General features: G+C 71.1%; 15 protein-coding genes and 1 pseudogene. 6 read left to right on the top strand and 10 right to left on the bottom strand.

The window, feature by feature from the left end:
* Positions 1–21 precede the first annotated feature (21 nt).
* Positions 22–570, top strand: coding sequence for a hypothetical protein (locus ACIBG7_RS35235; RefSeq protein ID WP_397339036.1), 549 nt, complete (start codon positions 22–24; stop codon positions 568–570).
* Here ACIBG7_RS35235 and ACIBG7_RS35230 read toward each other — a convergent pair.
* The 3 genes from ACIBG7_RS35230 to ACIBG7_RS35220 are packed head-to-tail and all read right to left on the bottom strand — an operon-like array spanning position 560 to position 2752.
* The gene (locus ACIBG7_RS35230) at positions 560–1804 is read right to left on the bottom strand and encodes an RNA polymerase sigma factor (RefSeq protein WP_397339035.1); all 1245 of its coding nucleotides are present in this window, start codon (positions 1802–1804) and stop codon (positions 560–562) included. The two genes, ACIBG7_RS35235 and ACIBG7_RS35230, sit on opposite strands and share 11 nt — an antisense overlap.
* On the bottom strand, positions 1786–2163 hold the full coding sequence (locus ACIBG7_RS35225; RefSeq protein ID WP_357926297.1) for a YciI family protein: 378 nt from the start codon (positions 2161–2163) through the stop codon (positions 1786–1788). Before ACIBG7_RS35225 ends, ACIBG7_RS35230 begins: the two co-directional genes overlap by 19 nt.
* Before the next feature lie 10 nt (positions 2164–2173).
* Positions 2174–2752: a dihydrofolate reductase family protein gene (locus tag ACIBG7_RS35220; protein WP_397339034.1), complete on the bottom strand. Its 579-nt coding sequence runs from the start codon at positions 2750–2752 to the stop codon at positions 2174–2176.
* A gap of 921 nt (positions 2753–3673) precedes the next feature.
* Here ACIBG7_RS35220 and ACIBG7_RS35215 point away from each other — a divergent pair.
* Positions 3674–4702, top strand: coding sequence for a fatty acid desaturase family protein (locus ACIBG7_RS35215; RefSeq protein ID WP_397339033.1), 1029 nt, complete (start codon positions 3674–3676; stop codon positions 4700–4702).
* Entirely contained in the window at positions 4699–6219 is a 1521-nt protein-coding gene (locus tag ACIBG7_RS35210) for an MFS transporter (protein ID WP_397339032.1), read from the top strand. The genes ACIBG7_RS35215 and ACIBG7_RS35210 overlap by 4 nt, the downstream gene beginning before the upstream one ends.
* 30 nt (positions 6220–6249) lie before the next feature.
* Here ACIBG7_RS35210 and ACIBG7_RS35205 read toward each other — a convergent pair whose 3' ends face one another.
* Entirely contained in the window at positions 6250–7170 is a 921-nt protein-coding gene (locus tag ACIBG7_RS35205; protein WP_397339031.1) for a LysR substrate-binding domain-containing protein, read from the bottom strand.
* A gap of 67 nt (positions 7171–7237) precedes the next feature.
* Here ACIBG7_RS35205 and ACIBG7_RS35200 point away from each other — a divergent pair, with 67 nt between their 5' ends.
* Genes ACIBG7_RS35200 through ACIBG7_RS35190 form a run of 3 tightly spaced genes read left to right on the top strand, consistent with a single transcriptional unit; the run spans position 7238 to position 9606 of the window.
* Positions 7238–8023: an SDR family oxidoreductase gene (locus ACIBG7_RS35200; protein WP_397339030.1), complete on the top strand. Its 786-nt coding sequence runs from the start codon at positions 7238–7240 to the stop codon at positions 8021–8023.
* Position 8024: 1 nt separating this feature from the next.
* Positions 8025–9011 (top strand): aldo/keto reductase, encoded by a 987-nt coding sequence (locus tag ACIBG7_RS35195; RefSeq protein ID WP_397339029.1) that lies wholly within the window; start codon positions 8025–8027, stop codon positions 9009–9011.
* Positions 9012–9069: 58 nt separating this feature from the next.
* Positions 9070–9606 carry a TetR/AcrR family transcriptional regulator gene (locus tag ACIBG7_RS35190; protein WP_397339028.1) on the top strand — a complete coding sequence of 179 codons (537 nt, stop codon included), beginning with the start codon at positions 9070–9072 and terminating at the stop codon, positions 9604–9606.
* Between the two features lie 90 nt (positions 9607–9696).
* Here ACIBG7_RS35190 and ACIBG7_RS35185 read toward each other — a convergent pair.
* The 6 genes and pseudogenes from ACIBG7_RS35185 to ACIBG7_RS35160 all read right to left on the bottom strand — a co-directional run.
* Positions 9697–10026, bottom strand: a pseudogene (locus tag ACIBG7_RS35185) (L,D-transpeptidase); the annotation flags it as partial.
* A 369-nt stretch (positions 10027–10395) separates the two neighbouring features.
* Positions 10396–11904: a CshA/CshB family fibrillar adhesin-related protein gene (locus tag ACIBG7_RS35180; RefSeq protein ID WP_397339027.1), complete on the bottom strand. Its 1509-nt coding sequence runs from the start codon at positions 11902–11904 to the stop codon at positions 10396–10398.
* A gap of 411 nt (positions 11905–12315) precedes the next feature.
* On the bottom strand, positions 12316–12573 hold the full coding sequence (locus tag ACIBG7_RS35175; protein ID WP_397339026.1) for a hypothetical protein: 258 nt from the start codon (positions 12571–12573) through the stop codon (positions 12316–12318).
* A 340-nt stretch (positions 12574–12913) separates the two neighbouring features.
* A complete protein-coding gene (locus tag ACIBG7_RS35170; RefSeq protein ID WP_397339025.1) occupies positions 12914–14344 on the bottom strand; it encodes a methyltransferase domain-containing protein in 1431 nt (476 codons plus the stop codon).
* Positions 14345–14466: 122 nt separating this feature from the next.
* Positions 14467–15120, bottom strand: a complete 654-nt coding sequence (locus ACIBG7_RS35165; protein WP_397339024.1) for an SRPBCC domain-containing protein — start codon at positions 15118–15120, stop codon at positions 14467–14469.
* Positions 15117–15482, bottom strand: coding sequence for a metalloregulator ArsR/SmtB family transcription factor (locus tag ACIBG7_RS35160; RefSeq protein ID WP_357926263.1), 366 nt, complete (start codon positions 15480–15482; stop codon positions 15117–15119). The genes ACIBG7_RS35165 and ACIBG7_RS35160 overlap by 4 nt, the downstream gene beginning before the upstream one ends.
* Positions 15483–15503: the final 21 nt, after the last annotated feature.

Raw genomic sequence — 15503 nt, 5'->3', positions numbered from 1 at the left:
ACCTTGCCGGAAGGATCTCGCGTGCCACCCACCGATCAGCGGGACCGGCCTTGGGCTCCTCTCTGGCCCGCGTACGCCGCCGCCGGGTTCGTCGGCCTTTTCTGCGCGGTCGTGCTCGTTCTGGCCGTTGCCAATGCGTTCGCCGAAGGTGCCTGGCCGGAAGGGGACGGCTGGGTCGCCCTGGGCTCGGTCGGGCTCAGGATCCTCACGGTCGCGCTCGCGCTGGCCAGTGTCCGCCCCTGGGGCAGGCGGCTGCCGGGCCGGCTCGTTCTGGGCGGGCTCTGGGGTTCGGCCGCCGCCCAGTTCGTCTATCCGGCGCTGGAGCTCATCGTCAAGCTGCTCATCCTGGCGGGCGTCCCGATTGCGCTCGACAAAGGCATCAGCAACATGTCGGCGACGGGCTGGTTCAACTTCGCGGCCGTCTGGGTCGTCTTCGGAGTCCCGGCTCTCTTGTTCGGGCTGGCGGCAGTGTCCTACCAGCGCCGATCCGCGGCCTCCTCCCTCTTCGCGTGGTTGGGCGTTCTGGGCGGCTGCGCAGCACTGCTGCTGATAGGTGTTCTCATCGGATAGATGAAGACTGGCGGGACTCCTGGTGATGTTTCCAGAGGAACGTCCGCACCTCCGGGTCCGCGGTGAGCTCGGCGGCCGTGGCATACGCCACGGCCGCCTCCTCGTGCCGTCCCAGCCGGGCCAGCAGGTCTCCCCGGGTGGCGTGGTACGGCTGGAAGCGTTCACGTTCGGGCGGAAGCCCGTCGAGCAGCCGGAGCGCTTGCCCGGGTGACTCGGTCCGCCCGACGACGGCCGCGTGGGCGACCTTCCCGCCGAGGCTGGGCGCGACGGCAAGCAACGCCGCGTACAAGGTGCGCAGCGCCGGCCAGTCCGTCTCGCCGGTCCGCGCCCGGTCGCAGTGGACGGCCTGGATCGCCGCCTCCACCTGAAATCGCCCGGGCGCCTGACCCGGACGCCCGGCCCTGCGCAGGTACGTCTCCCCCTCGTCGATGAGGCCCCGGTCCCAGTCGGCCGGGTCCTGCTCGTCGAGCGGCAGAAACGGCCGGCCCGGCTTCCTCGCCCGCGCGGAGCTCAGGGTGAGCAGCGCGGCCAACCCCCACGCCTCCGGCTGGTCGTCGAGCAGCGTGGCCACGGTGACCGCGAGATACCGCGCCTCCCCGTCGCCGCGCCCTGGCCAGGCCAGGGCGTAACAGCCGTACACCGCCTCCAGCACAGGCGCCAGCCGTTCCGGCATCGCCGCACGCCCCGGCACGACGAACGGTATCCGCGCGTCGCGGATCCTGCGCTTGGCCCGTACCAGCCGCTGCTGCATCGCCCCGGCCGGTACGGCGAACGCCCGGCCGATTTCCGCGGAGTCGAACCCGAGTACGGCCTGCAACATCAGCGGCGTGCGGACGTTGGCCGCGATGGCCGGATGGGCGCAGACGAAGAGCAGCGCCAGCCGCCGATCCGGGATCGCGTCCGGATCGAGCCCGTCGAGCGGATCGTCGGCCCCGTGCCGGTCGGCGTGCTCGTCCGCGTCGTCCAGCGGGACGGAGCGGCGGTGCGCGGCGGACTTCCAGTGGTCGCGCTGCCGGTTCCGCGCGACCGTCAGCAGCCAGCCCTCCGGGTTGTCCGGCACGCCGTCGCGCGGCCACGTGGTCAGCGCCTGCTCGAACGCGTGCGCCAGGGTGTCCTCGGCCAGTTGCAGGTCGCCCGTCGGCTCGGCCAGCAGCGCAACCAGCCGCCCGTAAGAGACCCTGGCGGTACGCTCGGCGACGGCGGCCGTGTCGCCGGTCACGACGATGAGACCCATGCACCGGCCTCCAGGTGCACCGCGCCCGGCCGGACCTCGACCGTGCCCCAGGAGACCGGCGGCGCCTGCCGCGCCCACTCCAGTGCCGTGTCGAGGTCGGGCACGTCGATGATGATCAGGCCGCCGAGCTGCTCCTTGGTGTCGGCGAACGGCCCGTCCTGGATGCGTAGCTCTCCTCCGGCGGCGGTCAGCGTGGTCGAGGCGGACGACGGCTGCAGCACCTGCCCGCCCACCAGAATCCCCGCCTGCTCCAGCGTCGCGGCGTAGCTGGCGAACGCCCTCATCCCTTCGTCGATCGTCTCCTCGCCGATCGACTCGTCGCTCTCCTCCGAGTAGTAAAACGACAGAACGTAGCGCATGTCCCGATCCTTACACCTGGTAGCGGGCGATGACGACGCCGGTGGTGGACGTTCCTGACTCTTCAAGCTTCAGGTCGCTACGGTCGCCGTCGCCGAAGAGCCGGGTGCCCGATCCGAGCACGATCGGATGGATCAGCAGGACGTACTCGTCGACGAGCCCGGCCGCGTGGAGCGAACGGACCAGCTCGCCGCTGCCGATCACGGTGATCACGCCGTCCAGCTCGCGCTTGAGCCGGGTGACGGTCTCGGCGGCCTCGCCCGCCAGCAGGGTGGAGTTGGGGTAGCCGAGACGGGTTCGCCGGTCGCGGCTGACGACGTACTTGCGCTGGTTGACCAGGGTGTCGGTGAACGGGTTGGGTTCGGTGACCGACGTCCAGTGCGCCAGCAGGTCTTCGTAGGAGCGGCGGCCGAAGAGCATGGCCGTCGTGTTCGCCATGCCCGCCCCGGCGAACTGCCCGATCACGCGATCGCCGTACCCTTCGCCCCAGCCGCCGTGGCGGAAGCCTCCTCTGGTGTCCTCGTCCGGGCGGCCCAGTCCCTGCATGACGCCGTCCAGGCTGACGCTTTCGAAGACGCTGATCTTGCCCATGGTGTGCTCCTTGTCTCGCACCGGGCCGCCCTTTCGTGGCCCGACACAGCTATGACGAGGTCACCGGGGACGGACAGACACTGCCGCGGCTTTCGGGAGTGCCCGATTGGAAATCAGCGACGACATGCCTGTTGAGGCGCTTTCTGCCACGCAAACGGCCCGCTACGCCGATCCGCCACGGAACCGTCGTCGGGTGATCTCAAGCCTTTGAGCTCTGTTCTGGCGTGAACCACGGAGGGTGAACCTTCCCGACCACCGTGGTGGATGCGGACGTCTCCTGCTCGTGACCGCCTCGCGGTCACGTCGAACGAGGCGAGCTCGCCGCGGAACCTGCCGTGGCTTTCGGGCCGGAACTGGCGCCGTTCGCCTCGCCACGAGTGATGCCGGTAGCGGGGGTCTGCCTGGTCGCCAGCAACCGCCGGGGGCTGTCGTCACGGATCTACGACCTGTGGCTCGTGTCCTTCCAGCTCGTGGACCGGTCGGGACAGTCGGCGATGGGCGCGGTCATCGTGAACTCCGGCATCCTGACCTTTTATCGGGCCGCGGTCGTGCGCGACAACCTCGACGGCTATCTCAACGAGGCGTTCTTCGGCCGTCCTGTCACCTTCTCCGACGACTCGATGCTCACGCCGGCTGACCGGTTCCACACGCTCTCCTTCCCGCTGCTCATTCATCCCGTGGGAAGCTTCCAGGCCGGCCGAGAGCGGGTGAGGGCGGGCATGCGGCGGCACACTCCTGGGCGGCGGGCAGGGCCGCTGTCGGCGTGTGGGCGCTGGGGGCGGAACTCGTACCTCTCGCCCGGTTGGTCCGCCGAGGTGGCGCATGACTCGAGCGCTTTCGATCATGCCGCCATCCTAGCCAAACATCTGTCACAAACATATGTTTTGCACAAGTGTACCAAACGTGTGTATGGTCCCAGGCATGGCACAAGCACCCGCACCGGCCGCAGCCGTGAGCGACTTCAGCCGCCTGTCCAAACGCGTCAGACAGGCCGGCCTCCTCGACCGACGCCCCCGCCACTACCTCGCGCGGATCAGCGCCGTAACAGCCCTCTACCTCGCAGGCGTGGCCGCCTTCTTCCTGCTCGGCGACTCCTGGTTCCAGGTGCCACTGGCCGCCGGCTTCGCGATCGTCTTCGCCCAGGTCGCCCTGGTCATGCACGACCTGGCGCACCGGCAGATCCTTCTCAGCAGGAGGCCGAGCGAGATCCTGGGCCGGCTCGGCGGCAACCTGGGGATCGGCCTGGGCTACGGCTGGTGGATGAACAAGCACACTCGCCACCACGCCAACCCCAACCACGAGGACCTCGACCCCGACGTCGTCCCCGACGTCCTGGTGTGGTCACAGGAGCAGGCACACGCCAGCCGCGGGCCGGCCCGGCTCATCGGCGGCAGGCAGGCGTTGCTGTTCTACCCGCTGCTCCTGCTGGAAGGGCTCAACCTGCATCTGGGCGGCGTCCGCGCGCTGCGCCGGCCCTGGATGAGGCACCGCGTCCTGGAGGGCACGCTGCTGTTCGCCCACTTCGTCCTGTACGTGGCTGCGCTGGTGTGGGTCCTGTCGCCCGGCAAGGCCCTGGTCTTCTTCGCCGTGCACCAGGGGCTGTTCGGCCTCTACATGGGCTGCGTCTTCGCCCCCGGCCACAAGGGCATGCCCACCCTGACCGGTACGGCGGAGCTGGACTTCCTGCGCAAGCAGGTGCTCACCACCCGCAACGTACGCGGCGGTCGCCTCGTCGACCTGGCCATGGGCGGGCTCAACTACCAGATCGAGCACCACCTGTTCCCGAGCATGCCCGCCCCGAACCTCCGCCTGGCCCAGCCCATCGTGCGGGCCTACTGCCGGCAGCTCGGCCTGCCGTACCACGAGGTCGGTTTCGCGGCCTCGCACGGCGAGGCCCTGCGTCACCTGCACCACGCCGGTGCACCCCTCCGCGAGAAAGGCCGTTCATGAAAGCCGGACGCAAGCAGTGGATCGGGCTGGCCGTTCTGGTCCTGCCCGTGCTCCTGATCTCCGTCGACCTGCACGTGCTGTCGTACGCGCTGCCGTTCATCAGCGCCGACCTGGCGCCGAGCGGCGCCCAACTGTTGTGGATCATCGACATCTACCCGTTCATGCTGGCCGGGCTGCTGCTGCCGATGGGCACCCTGGGCGACCGGGTCGGACGGCGGCGGCTGCTGGTGGCCGGAGCCGTCGCGTTCGGCGCCGCCTCGGCGGTCGCGGCGTTCTCACCGAGCGCGGATCTGCTCATCGTCACGAGGGCGCTGCTCGGCGTGGGCGGCGCCACGTTGATGCCCTCGACGTTGTCGCTGATCCGCAACATGTTCCACGACGACGGCCAGCGCCGGGTCGCCATCGCCATCTGGACCGGCGCCTTCGCCGGCGGCGCGATGCTGGGCCCGCTGATGGGCGGCGCGTTGCTGGAGCACTTCTGGTGGGGCTCGGTCTTCCTGGTCAACCTGCCGGTGATGGCCCTGCTGCTGGTCCTGGCGCCGCTGCTGCTGCCCGAGTCGCGTGATCCGCGGCCGGGACGGTTCGACCTGCTCGGCGTGGCTCTGTCGCTGGGCGCGATCCTGCCGGCGATCTACGGGATCCAGCACCTCGCCCAGGACGGCTTCGGCTGGGTGCCCGTGCTGGCCATCGCCGTCGGCCTGACGCTCGGTGTCGCCTTCGTGCGCCGCCAGCGGGCGGCGGCCGATCCGATGCTGGACGTGCGCCTGTTCGGCAGCCGGGCCTTCACCGCCGCCATCGGCGCCAACACGCTCGGCGTCTTCGCCATGGTCGGCTCCAGCCTGTTCACCACCCAGTACCTGCAGATGGTGATGGGCGCCCGGCCCCTCATCGCGGGCCTGTACGCGCTGCCCTCGGCCGGCATGGCGATGCTCGCGGCGGGTCTGGCCCCCGTCCTGGTCCGCAGGGTGCCCCCCGGCCTGGTGGTGTGCGTCGGACTGCTGATCGGCGCGAGCGGCTTCGCGATGTTGTCCAGGCTGGACGTGACCGGGCAGAGCGGCCTGCTGATCGCCGGGATCATGCTCATGGCCGGCGGCGTCACGCTCGTCCTGACGGTCTCCTCCGACCTGATCATCGCCACCGCCCCGCCGGAGCGGGCCGGCTCGGTCGCCGGGCTGTCGCAGGTGGCCACCGAGTTCGGCGGCGCGCTCGGCATCTCGCTGCTGGGCAGCATCGGCACCGCCGTCTACCGGGCGCACCTCGCCGGCGCTCCGGCCCCGGCGCTGGACACCCTCGGCGGGGCCTTGGAGTCGGCGCGTCACCTGCCGGAGCCGGCGGGGACCGCCCTGGCGGCCGCCGCCCGCGAGGCCTTCACCCAGGGCCAGCACTACGCCATGATCGCCGCAGCGGTGGCCCTCGTCCTGATGGCGCTCGCCGCGCCGGTCATGCTGCGTGCCGTACGGCAGGCGAACCGGCCGGACCCTCGCCCACGCCACTCCGCGAGGCACGAGGTGCACTAGTCCCCACCGACGGGCGTAGCCCAGGCCGAATCAGTCGTGGTCGAGGGTGTCGAGGGCGGCCCGGACGAACGCCGCGATCCGGGTGGTGGCCGCGCTGGTGCGCCAGATCGGTCCCCACTCCAGCACCGGGCCGTCGTGGATGGGGACGTAGGTCACGTCCGGGCGGGAGTAGTACCGGACGCCCTTCGCCCCGCAGGGGAAGACGCCCTTGCCCGCCCCCACCAGGGTGAGCACCTCCTGAAAGGTGCCGGCCACCGCCCCGACGGGGATCTCCCGGCCTGCGGGTGTCGTGTGCAGGTGGCGGGCGGCCCGCAGGTATTCGGGAATGGACGACGGCACCTGGATGACCTTGTCCCGGGCCAGGTCCTCGATCGAGACCGAGGCGCGGCGGGCGAAGGGGTGGCGCGCCGGCACCGCCAGCACGGTCGGCTCGGAGAACAGCACCGGCCCTTGCGTCAGCTCCGCGTCCTGGACGGGGAAGCAGCTCAGCATCACGTCCACCCGCCCCTCCCGCAGCGGGTCGAGGACGGCGCCGATCTGGACCTCCTGGATCTCGACGGCGCAGTCGGGGTGCCGTTCGCGGAACACCTCGGCCGTCCTGAGGGCGAGCTGCCCGGTGGCGGCGGTCAGGAAGCCGACGGTGAGGGAGCCGGTGATGCCCCGGGCCGCCTCGATCACCGTGGTGAGGGTGGACTGGATCTGGGCGTAGGCGGGGGCCAGGCCGTCGCGCAACTGGACGCCGATCGGGGTCAGCCGCACCTGGCGGGTGGAGCGCTCGAACAGCGGGACGCCAACCCGCCGTTCCAGCTTCTGGATGGTCTGCGTGACGTGGGCGCGCGACACCAGGAGCCGGTCGGCGGTGCGGCCGAAGTGCAGCTCCTGCGCGAGGGTCAGGAACGTCTCGATCTCGTTGCGCTCCAGGGCCACCGCCCCCACCTCCCGATTGTTCACTCCGGCCGATCAATTATTCGGAAATCTGGCATTTTTCCCGAATCGATCAGCCGCGAGAGTCGGACGTGTGAGAACGACCGACAACCTGAAGGACCACACCATGACTCTCGCCACCCGCGTCGCCGTCGTCACCGGAGCCTCCAGCGGCATCGGGGCGGCGACCGCCCGGCTGCTGGCCGCCCGGGGCGCGAAGGTGGCGGTCCTGGCCCGCCGCCTCGACCGCCTCGACGAGCTCGCCCACGAGATCAAGCTCGCCGGAGGGCAGGCGCTGGCCGTCGCCGCCGACACCACCGACCGTGCCTCGCTGGCGGCGGCGGCGCACCGGATCACCGAGACGTACGGCGCGGCCGACCTGGTGGTGAACAACGCCGGGGTGATGCTGCCCTCCGCCATCCAGGCCCGCAACAGCGCCGACTGGCAGCGCGAGATCGACGTCAACGTCAGCGGCGTGCTCAACGTCATCGACGCGTTCCTGCCCGGCCTGCTGGCCGCCGCCGAGGCCGGCCGCCCGGCGGACCTGGTCAACATGTCGTCGATGGTGTCGCACGTCGTCTTCCCCTACATGGCCGTCTACAACGCCACCAAGGCGGCGGTCAGCCACCTGTCGCGCACCATGCGCACCGAGCTCGGTCCCCAGGGCGTCCGGGTGAGCGTCGTGGAGCCGGCCATGACGGCGACCGAACTGCAGGGCCACGTCACCGACGAGGGCGTCAACGCCTGGGTCGCCCAGGCCCGTGAGGCGTTCGAGTGGCTCGCGCCCGAGGACGTCGCCGACGCGGTCGCCTACCTCACCTCTCGTCCGGCGCACGTCAACCTCTCCCAGGTCGTCGTCTACCCGACCCGGCAGGCCTGACATGATCGAGCTGGGCAGCAGCGGGCTGCGCATCAGCCGGACCGGGTTCGGCTCCTGGGGCATCGCCGGCGCCGGCTGGCGCTGGAGCTGGGGCGCGCAGGACGACGCCGAATCGATCCAGGCGGTACGGTATGCGGTCCGGAAGGGCGTCAACTGGATCGACACCGCCGCCGTCTACGGCTACGGCCACTCCGAAGAGGTGGTCGGCAAGGCGATCGCGGACCTGCCGCGCGACGAACGGCCCCTGATCTTCACCAAGGGCGGCCTGGTGTGGGATCCCGCCGAGCCCGACGCGACGCCCCGCCGTACCATGAAGCACGTCCGCCGCGAGGTCGAGGAGTCGCTGCGCCGGCTCGGCGTCGAGACCATCGACCTGTACCAGGTGCACTGGCCCGACACCGGCGAACCCCTCGACTGGAACGGCGGCGGCCGCTCGCCGAACGCCACGCCGGTCGGGGAGTACTGGCAGGTCATGGCGGAGCTGAAGGCCGAGGGGAAGGTCCGGGCGATCGGGCTGTCCAACCACGGCGTCGCCGACCTGGAGATCGCCGAGCGGATCGCGCACGTCGACGCGATCCAGCCGCAGTTCTCCGCGCTGAACCGGAGCGCGGCGCCCGAGATCGCCTGGGCCGACGCCCACGGCACCGGCGTCATCGTCTACTCGCCCATGGAGTCGGGCCTGCTCACCGGGGCCTTCTCCGCCGAGCGGGTGGCCGCGCTGCCGGAGGACGACTGGCGCAAGCACCATCCCAGCTTCACCACCGGGCTGGCCGAGCGGCTCGCCGTCGTCGAGGCCTTCCGCCCGATCGCCGAGCGCAACGGCGTGTCCATCGCCGCGGTGGCGGTCGCCTGGACGCTGGCCTGGCCCGGCGTCACCGGCGCCATCGCCGGCGCTCGCAACGCCGCACAGGTGGACGGGTGGCTTCCGGCGGGAGAGGTGCGGCTGACCGCAGCCGACCTGGAAGAAATCGCCCGAGTCCTGCCCTGAGAGGGGCGCCAAGCGGTTGTTTGAAACGCTTGTTCGCGGCGCTGGTAAGATCACCTGAATGGGAGTCCCTGAGGATTTGCTGGCCGCGGCCAAACAGTGCCTGTCCGAGCGCGGCTACGCCCGCACGACGGTCCGGGACATCGTGGCCGTCTCCGGCAGCAACCTGGCCGCGATCAACTACCACTACCGCTCGAAGGACGCCCTGCTCGCCCAGGCGATGATCGAGGTCACCGGTGAGGCGGTCGCGGAGGTGCTCAAGGCCTTCCCGGACGAGTCGGCCCGCTGGTTCGAGGAGTTCTGGGCCCGGCTGATCGAGTCGTTCCAGGCCAACCCGATGGTCTGGCGGGCCAACGTCGAGACCCTGGCCCAGGCGTCGCACCTGCCCGACGTGCGCACCCGCCTGGCCGAGGGGCAGGCGCTCGCCCAGCGTGAGCTGAGCCGGCGCCTGCCCGGTCAGGACGAGGCGGGCGGGCAGGTGCTGCTGACCCTGTTCATCGGCCTGCTGGTCCGCTGGCAGATCGACCCGGACCACGCCCCGACCGCCCAGGAACTGGCCGCCGGACTCCGCGCGGTCGCCCAGGCGGCCGCCGGCTAGGCTCGCCTGCCGTACAGAACGAAGCAGGCCGAGAAGGGCGTTCGCCGGAGCGGTCGACCGCTCGCCTCGCGAACACCTCCGGTCGCGGTACTAACGGCGGATGTAGACGGGCCAGCCGTTGCGCACGATCCGGAAGATGCGGTCGCTCAGCGCCATGGGGACCCGCACGCAGCCGTGCGAGTCCGGCCGGCGGGGCACCTCGAAGGAGCCGTGGATGGCGTAGCCGGCGTGGAAGTACAGGGGCCGGTACATGCTGCCCAGCGAGCTGCGGTGCCAGCCGTTCACGCGGCGGTGGACGCGGAAGTCGCCGGGCGGGGTGCGGGCCCGCTCGCACTCGCCGTCGACGCAGTAGCGCCTCCCCGATCCGGTGGAGATGTGGCTGACCAGCACGACTCCCCGCTGGTGGATGACCAGCAGCCGGCGGGCTGAGGTCGACCTCGACCCGCTTGCCGCGGTGGCCGGTGATGCGGGGCGGGCGCCGCGGACGGTCCAGCGCGCGCAGGGTGTCCTCGCGGATCGTCGCGGCCGGCTCGATGCCGTTGACGTGCTGGAAGGCCCACACCGCCGGGATCAGGTCCTCGGTGTAGAGGCCGTTCACCGGACCGAAGTAGTACCGGTGGCGGCGCAACACCCGTTGCAGGCCGGCGACCTGCTCCCCGCGGTCGCCGGGGCGGATCTCCACCGGCGCACCGCCCCGGCCGGACGCGGCAGCCGTACCGGCCGAGGCGGTCACGGTGACCGCCACGGCCGCGGCGGTCACCAGGCGCAGGACGAGCGCTGGACCGGCGATCACTTCACGCCCTTCACGCCCTTGCCGGCCCTGAACGTCTTGGTCGTCGTCGTGTCACGGCAGTGCTGGTCGGCGGATCCGGCCACGCAGTTGGAGCCGGGCGCGGTCACGGTGACGAGGTTGCGCAGGCGGTGCGGGCCGCCGGCGGGGAGCGGCCTGCGCACGGTCATGGAGTAGGTGACGACGGCCACCTGTCCGGGCTGGAGCGCGCCCTGCCAGACGAGCTGCTCGCCGGTGCGGGTCACCGTACCGGTGTTCGCGTGCGCGTCGTCGTTGTAGCGGGCCAGACGCAGCCGGTCGGCGAGCCGGTCGACGGCGCTGATGCCGGTGGCCACGCTCGTGCCGATGTTGGCGACCCGGAAGGTGTAGGTGACCTTCTGGCCCGGCCGGGCCACCGTGGTGTTCACCGACTTGCTCACCTTCACCCGCGGCGCGGGCGCGCTGTTGGTGACCACGCAGTGCACGTCGGCGCCGACCGTCACCGGCACGGTCCTGCTCCGGTCGTCACCTGTCGCCCGGACCGGCTTGCCCCGGTCGGTGCACGCCCACTTGACGGTGTAGTCGGCCAGGTTCGTGCCGGCTCCGGGCGCCTCCTCGAAGACATACGGCAGGTACGGCAGGCCGGCCAGCACGCTGTGCGACCCGGTCGCGGCCTTGGAGGCGGTGCCGGTGGCGGCCGAGGCGACGACGTTGCCCGCGTTGTCGCGGATCCGGACGGCGAAGGAGTCATCGGAGTCGACGCGGCCGGCGACGTGCTTGGTGAGGGCGACCTTCGACACCAGGACCCCGAAGGCGACGCCCTGCCGGGTGCGCGGGTTGCGGTTGACGAAGTGCGCGGTCATCCGGGACGGGGCCAGCGCGTAGGCGACCAGGTCGCCGTGCGGGCCCGCGCCCGCGCCGACGCACCTGACCGCCGTGCTCCCGAGGCCGGCCAGGCCGCCCTCGCACGGCCGCGCGTAGCCGGGCGGGACCACCTGGGCCAGCTGCTGCAACGGCTTGTCGGAGAAGAACTCCAGCGCCTCGTCGCGGTGGGTCGTCTCGGCGTCGGCCACGACCAGCCCGTAACCGTCGAGCGGCGCCCCGTCGGGGCCGGTCACCACGATGTCCTTCAGCGAGACGGTGCCCTGGTCGCCGCCCGCGGCGCCCATCTCCTGGTAGAGCGCCGGAGAACCCGGCGTGCCCACATAGGCCGTGTTGCCGATCGGCGTCTCGGCGTAGGTGGGGAACGGCACCGCCGACAGGTCGCGGCTGCCGTCGGCGCCGGGGCTGATCCGCACCCGGAAGGAGATCGAGTAGGCGTCGGTGAGGCGGACCGTCATCGGCTGCCCGGCCGGCGTCCGCGCCAGAGCCTGATCGAGTCCCGACATGTCCAGCCAGCAGATCGTCGAGGCGCTCGGGCCTGCGGTGCCGAAGCCGCACCCCTGCGGCTGGCCGGTGGCCGCTTCGCTCGGAGCGGTCAGGACCAGGGTCTGTCCGAGGACCGCCAGCAGTGCCGTACGAACCATCATCGTCGTTGACCTCGCCTTGTTCTGTCCAGGTGATCCCTTCTTGGCTAACCCCGGGCTGACACGTCTCGCTTGCTGACATGCCGGGCTATGGGGGACCTCGACTCTTCTATGGCCATTTGCTCACCCCGCGTCGCTCAGTCGAGCACGGCCTGGCCGTCACCCATCGCCGCCGGCGACACCCACGTCGCTCCGTTCAGCCCGGCCTTCGTGTGCGACCCATCGTCACCAGGCTTGAGCTCAGCCGTCACCGAGGCCGTGATGCGATCGCCGGAGCCCGGTGATCGCCCTCCTGCGGGACCCCTCCGAGCACGACAGGGCGAGCCCTGGCCGAGGTGGCTGATCTAGACGACCGGCGCCATCGTGCCGTGCCGGCGTGGCCCTGCTTCGCCGGACGCCGACAGCCGAGGGAGCCTAAGCCCAGGCCAGCATGTAGGCGTCCGTGGCCGCAGGCGGCCGGGGCGTCCGGACGACCTCGCCCAGCAGGATCCAGTCGCGGTCGGGGAAGAGGGCGTACTGCTGGACGAGCAGGTCGCTGGTGGTGTGCCAGCCGTCCTCTTCGATCTCCGTCCAGGGCAGCAACCGCGTCCGCAACATGCTGGTGGCCCAGGCCTTCGCACGGTGGGAGCTCAGCGTGCGAGGAGCACGGCCGAGGAGGACACCCGCGATCATGGTCTCTCGGCCACACCGTACGGCCGGCCGACCCGTCGCCGGCGGAGGAACGGCCGGTTCTCTGACCGGCGAGAAACCGGAGATCTGCGTGTCGGCAGCTCGGATGTCTGCCACGGGTGTCAAGTCCTGAGCACGAGCTGCCGAGACGACGGAGACTCGGGTGTCGGCCATGCGGAGATCATCGCCGGAGCTCACGCCCCCAGGATAACGATCAGCGCCGTTTCCGTCCTCCGGGCCATGCTCAGGTCGAGTTCGGCCTGCTCGGGCCGGCCGCTCCCAACCGAGCCGCCGTGACCGGTCGGGAAAGGCCAGAGCCGGCTCCTCCCGGAAGCCCGAGGGCTCAGGGCCTGAGGCGGTAGACGTGGGTCTCGAAGCTCAGGCTGATCCGGCCGTCGGGCGTGGCGAAGAAGTGCTCCCGCGCTGCGTCGAAGATCTCCTCGCAACCGCTCTGTGTGCGGACGAAGGAGAGCAGGCTCCACGCGTCCGCCTTCCCCAGCCGGATCTCGTCCTCGCCGAAGACGGGTGGGCCGTCCGCGCCGTCCCGCAGCGCCGTCGAGAAACGCCGGACGAGCTCGAAGCCGAACTCCTCGGCCCGCGCCGGCAGGTCGTTCAGCAGCAGCCGGTCGCCGGCGTACCTGCGGTTGTAGGTCTCCATCATCCGCTGGATGATCTCGGGGCCGACGAGGGTGGCGTCGTTGACGTCCACGACGTACAGCAGCCCGCCAGGGCGGAGGATGCGGCGGATCTCGAGCAGCGCCAGATCAGGGCTGCGGAGATGGACGAAGACGAAGTTCGCGGTCACCACCTCCTGCGACGAGTCCGGCTCCCCCGTGGCGTACGCGGTGCCTGGGCGGATGTCGACGTCCGGGTAGGCCGATCGGGCCCTGGCGAGCAGTTCGGGAGCGGGCTCGATGCCGCGCACCCGATAACCGGCGAAGGGCGGCTCCCCGGCGACCGCGGCCAGATAGTCCCCCGGCCCGCTGCCGAGGTCCAGGAGCGACGCGGGCGCCGGCGGGAAGGGCGTCATCGTCAGGCGCTGCCGCTGCTCGCCGAGGATCAGCCGCCCCTGGGAAGCCAGGCGGGGCGCCTCCGTGTCGAGGCGGAACTGGCCCAGGTAGTGGTTCTCCGCTCCGAGACCGGACACCGCGAAGAGGTCCTCTCTCTTGTGCTCGGCGAGAAAGCGGGCCAGCGAGGGCACCGGCATACCGCCCTCGGCGGCGTACTTCCTGGTGAGGTCCCGGTGCTTCAGATAGAACTCCTCCAGTTCCTCCTCGCCCTCGACCTTCATCACCACCACCGTGTCCGGTCCCGAGCCGACCTGGGCGTGGTAGGTGAAGTTCCTTCTCGCGTACCGGTCGACGAGGTGCAGGAGCGAATCGGCGTGGACGTAGACGAAGAAGCGCGACGGTAACAGCACCTCGCAGATCTGGCGCAGCATGGAGGTGCCGATCTGCGCGGTGACCAGGCGACCGCGGTATTCCGGGAGTTCCACCCGCATGCCGATGGCCACGGACGGCCCGTCGGTGGCCGCCAGCTCCAGGGCGGCCAGCTCGGGAGCGCCCGGCTCGTAGACGTACGCGGAGATCGCCGCGACGATCTCTCCCCCGGACACGGCGCAGAGGTGGAGCCCTTCCGGGTCCCGGTCGCGATGGATTCTCTTCTCGGGCCAGTTCATCTCGCCCAGGAACACGCGCCTGCGCAGGTCGAGCATCGCCTCCCCGGCTTCGTCCCACGTCAGCCAGCGCGCTTCCGGCTCCCTGCTGTGATCCACTTCCGCAGCCCCTCCTGACGAGTCAGGGCGAAGCTAGATGATCGGACTTGCATCTGACTTGTGATCGCGTCCCTGGAACCTCTGCTGGGCCACCGTCTCCCGGAGCAGGGCGATCGTGTACTTCATGGGGTGTCGCCCGAGTCGGGCACGTAGAACTTGGTCGTGGCCTCGACCGCAGCCTCGACGTGGTCCGGTTCGCCACCGGCGGCCAGGTGGGCCTGACCCCAGGCCGCGGCGCTGCGGCGGGCGAACTCGCGTCCTTCGGGCGACTTCTCGAACTCCTCGTGGCCGGTGATCTCGCCGCCGGACAGGAGCCGGCCCAGGGCGAGGAGGGCCAGGTCCCAGCCCACCCCTCCGGCGCCGGGCCCGTAGATGGGGAACATGGGCTCCCCCACGACCGCCGCGTGGATCAGCTCGAACTCGGTGTCGCCGGCCGGGCCCGCGGCCAGGCGGACTTCCACCTCGCTGGTGCCGGGCCAGGCGTCGGCGTCCGGCCCGTAGAGCCAGGACACCTTGAGCAGCCGCGGCGGCTCGCACCGGAGGATCTCGCCGTGCTCTCCCCCGTCCAGGGCGAACTGCCCGCCGAGCCGGAGGTCCCCGGTGACCGGCCGGAACCAGCGCCGCAGCCGCTCAGGGTCGGTGATGGCGTCCCAGACGTCGTCGATCTCCGCGTCGTACCGGCGTCGCAGCTCGACGGTGTACGCCTCCCCGGCGGGGACGCTGCCGGTGCCCATCGTCCGGCGCACCGCAGCCAGTTCGTCGAGAACATCTTTCATGGCCTGTCTCCTTCAGTCGCGCTTCGGTCTCGCCCGCCGCCACCTGCACGCCTGCCCCGGGCCAGCTCGGTTCCCAGGGCGTCGAGGCGCTGCTCCCAGAACCGGCGGAACCGGTCCAGCCACGCGTCGATCTCGGTCAGCGGCTCGGGCTCGACGGCGTAGAACCGGCGGGTGCCCTCGGCTCGCACCGAGGCGAAGCCGCTGTCTCGCAGCACGCGCAGATGCTGGGAGACAGCCGGCTGGGAGATGGCGAACTCCGCCCGGATGATCTCCGTGATCGCCCCGGAGGTCTGCTCGCCGTCGGCGAGCAGCTCCAGAATGCGCCGGCGCACGGGGTCACCGAGGATGTCGAAGGCGTGCACGCCGGCGACTATACCGGCTCT

It is taken from the genome of Nonomuraea sp. NPDC050328 (assembly GCF_044459405.1).
Lineage (GTDB): Bacteria > Actinomycetota > Actinomycetes > Streptosporangiales > Streptosporangiaceae > Nonomuraea.
Note: the sequence above shows the minus strand (reverse complement) of the source record. Positions and strands in the feature narration are given on the sequence as shown.

Coding starts and splice junctions, on each gene's coding strand:
- ACIBG7_RS35210 (WP_397339032.1), top strand. CDS start 4,699: ATGAAAGCCGGACGCAAGCAGTGGATCGGGCTGGCCGTTCTGGTCCTG.
- ACIBG7_RS35190 (WP_397339028.1), top strand. CDS start 9,070: ATGGGAGTCCCTGAGGATTTGCTGGCCGCGGCCAAACAGTGCCTGTCC.
- ACIBG7_RS35165 (WP_397339024.1), bottom strand. CDS start 15,120: ATGAAAGATGTTCTCGACGAACTGGCTGCGGTGCGCCGGACGATGGGC.
- ACIBG7_RS35230 (WP_397339035.1), bottom strand. CDS start 1,804: ATGGGTCTCATCGTCGTGACCGGCGACACGGCCGCCGTCGCCGAGCGT.
- ACIBG7_RS35180 (WP_397339027.1), bottom strand. CDS start 11,904: ATGATGGTTCGTACGGCACTGCTGGCGGTCCTCGGACAGACCCTGGTC.
- ACIBG7_RS35215 (WP_397339033.1), top strand. CDS start 3,674: ATGGCACAAGCACCCGCACCGGCCGCAGCCGTGAGCGACTTCAGCCGC.
- ACIBG7_RS35225 (WP_357926297.1), bottom strand. CDS start 2,163: ATGCGCTACGTTCTGTCGTTTTACTACTCGGAGGAGAGCGACGAGTCG.
- ACIBG7_RS35220 (WP_397339034.1), bottom strand. CDS start 2,752: ATGGGCAAGATCAGCGTCTTCGAAAGCGTCAGCCTGGACGGCGTCATG.
- ACIBG7_RS35195 (WP_397339029.1), top strand. CDS start 8,025: ATGATCGAGCTGGGCAGCAGCGGGCTGCGCATCAGCCGGACCGGGTTC.
- ACIBG7_RS35175 (WP_397339026.1), bottom strand. CDS start 12,573: ATGATCGCGGGTGTCCTCCTCGGCCGTGCTCCTCGCACGCTGAGCTCC.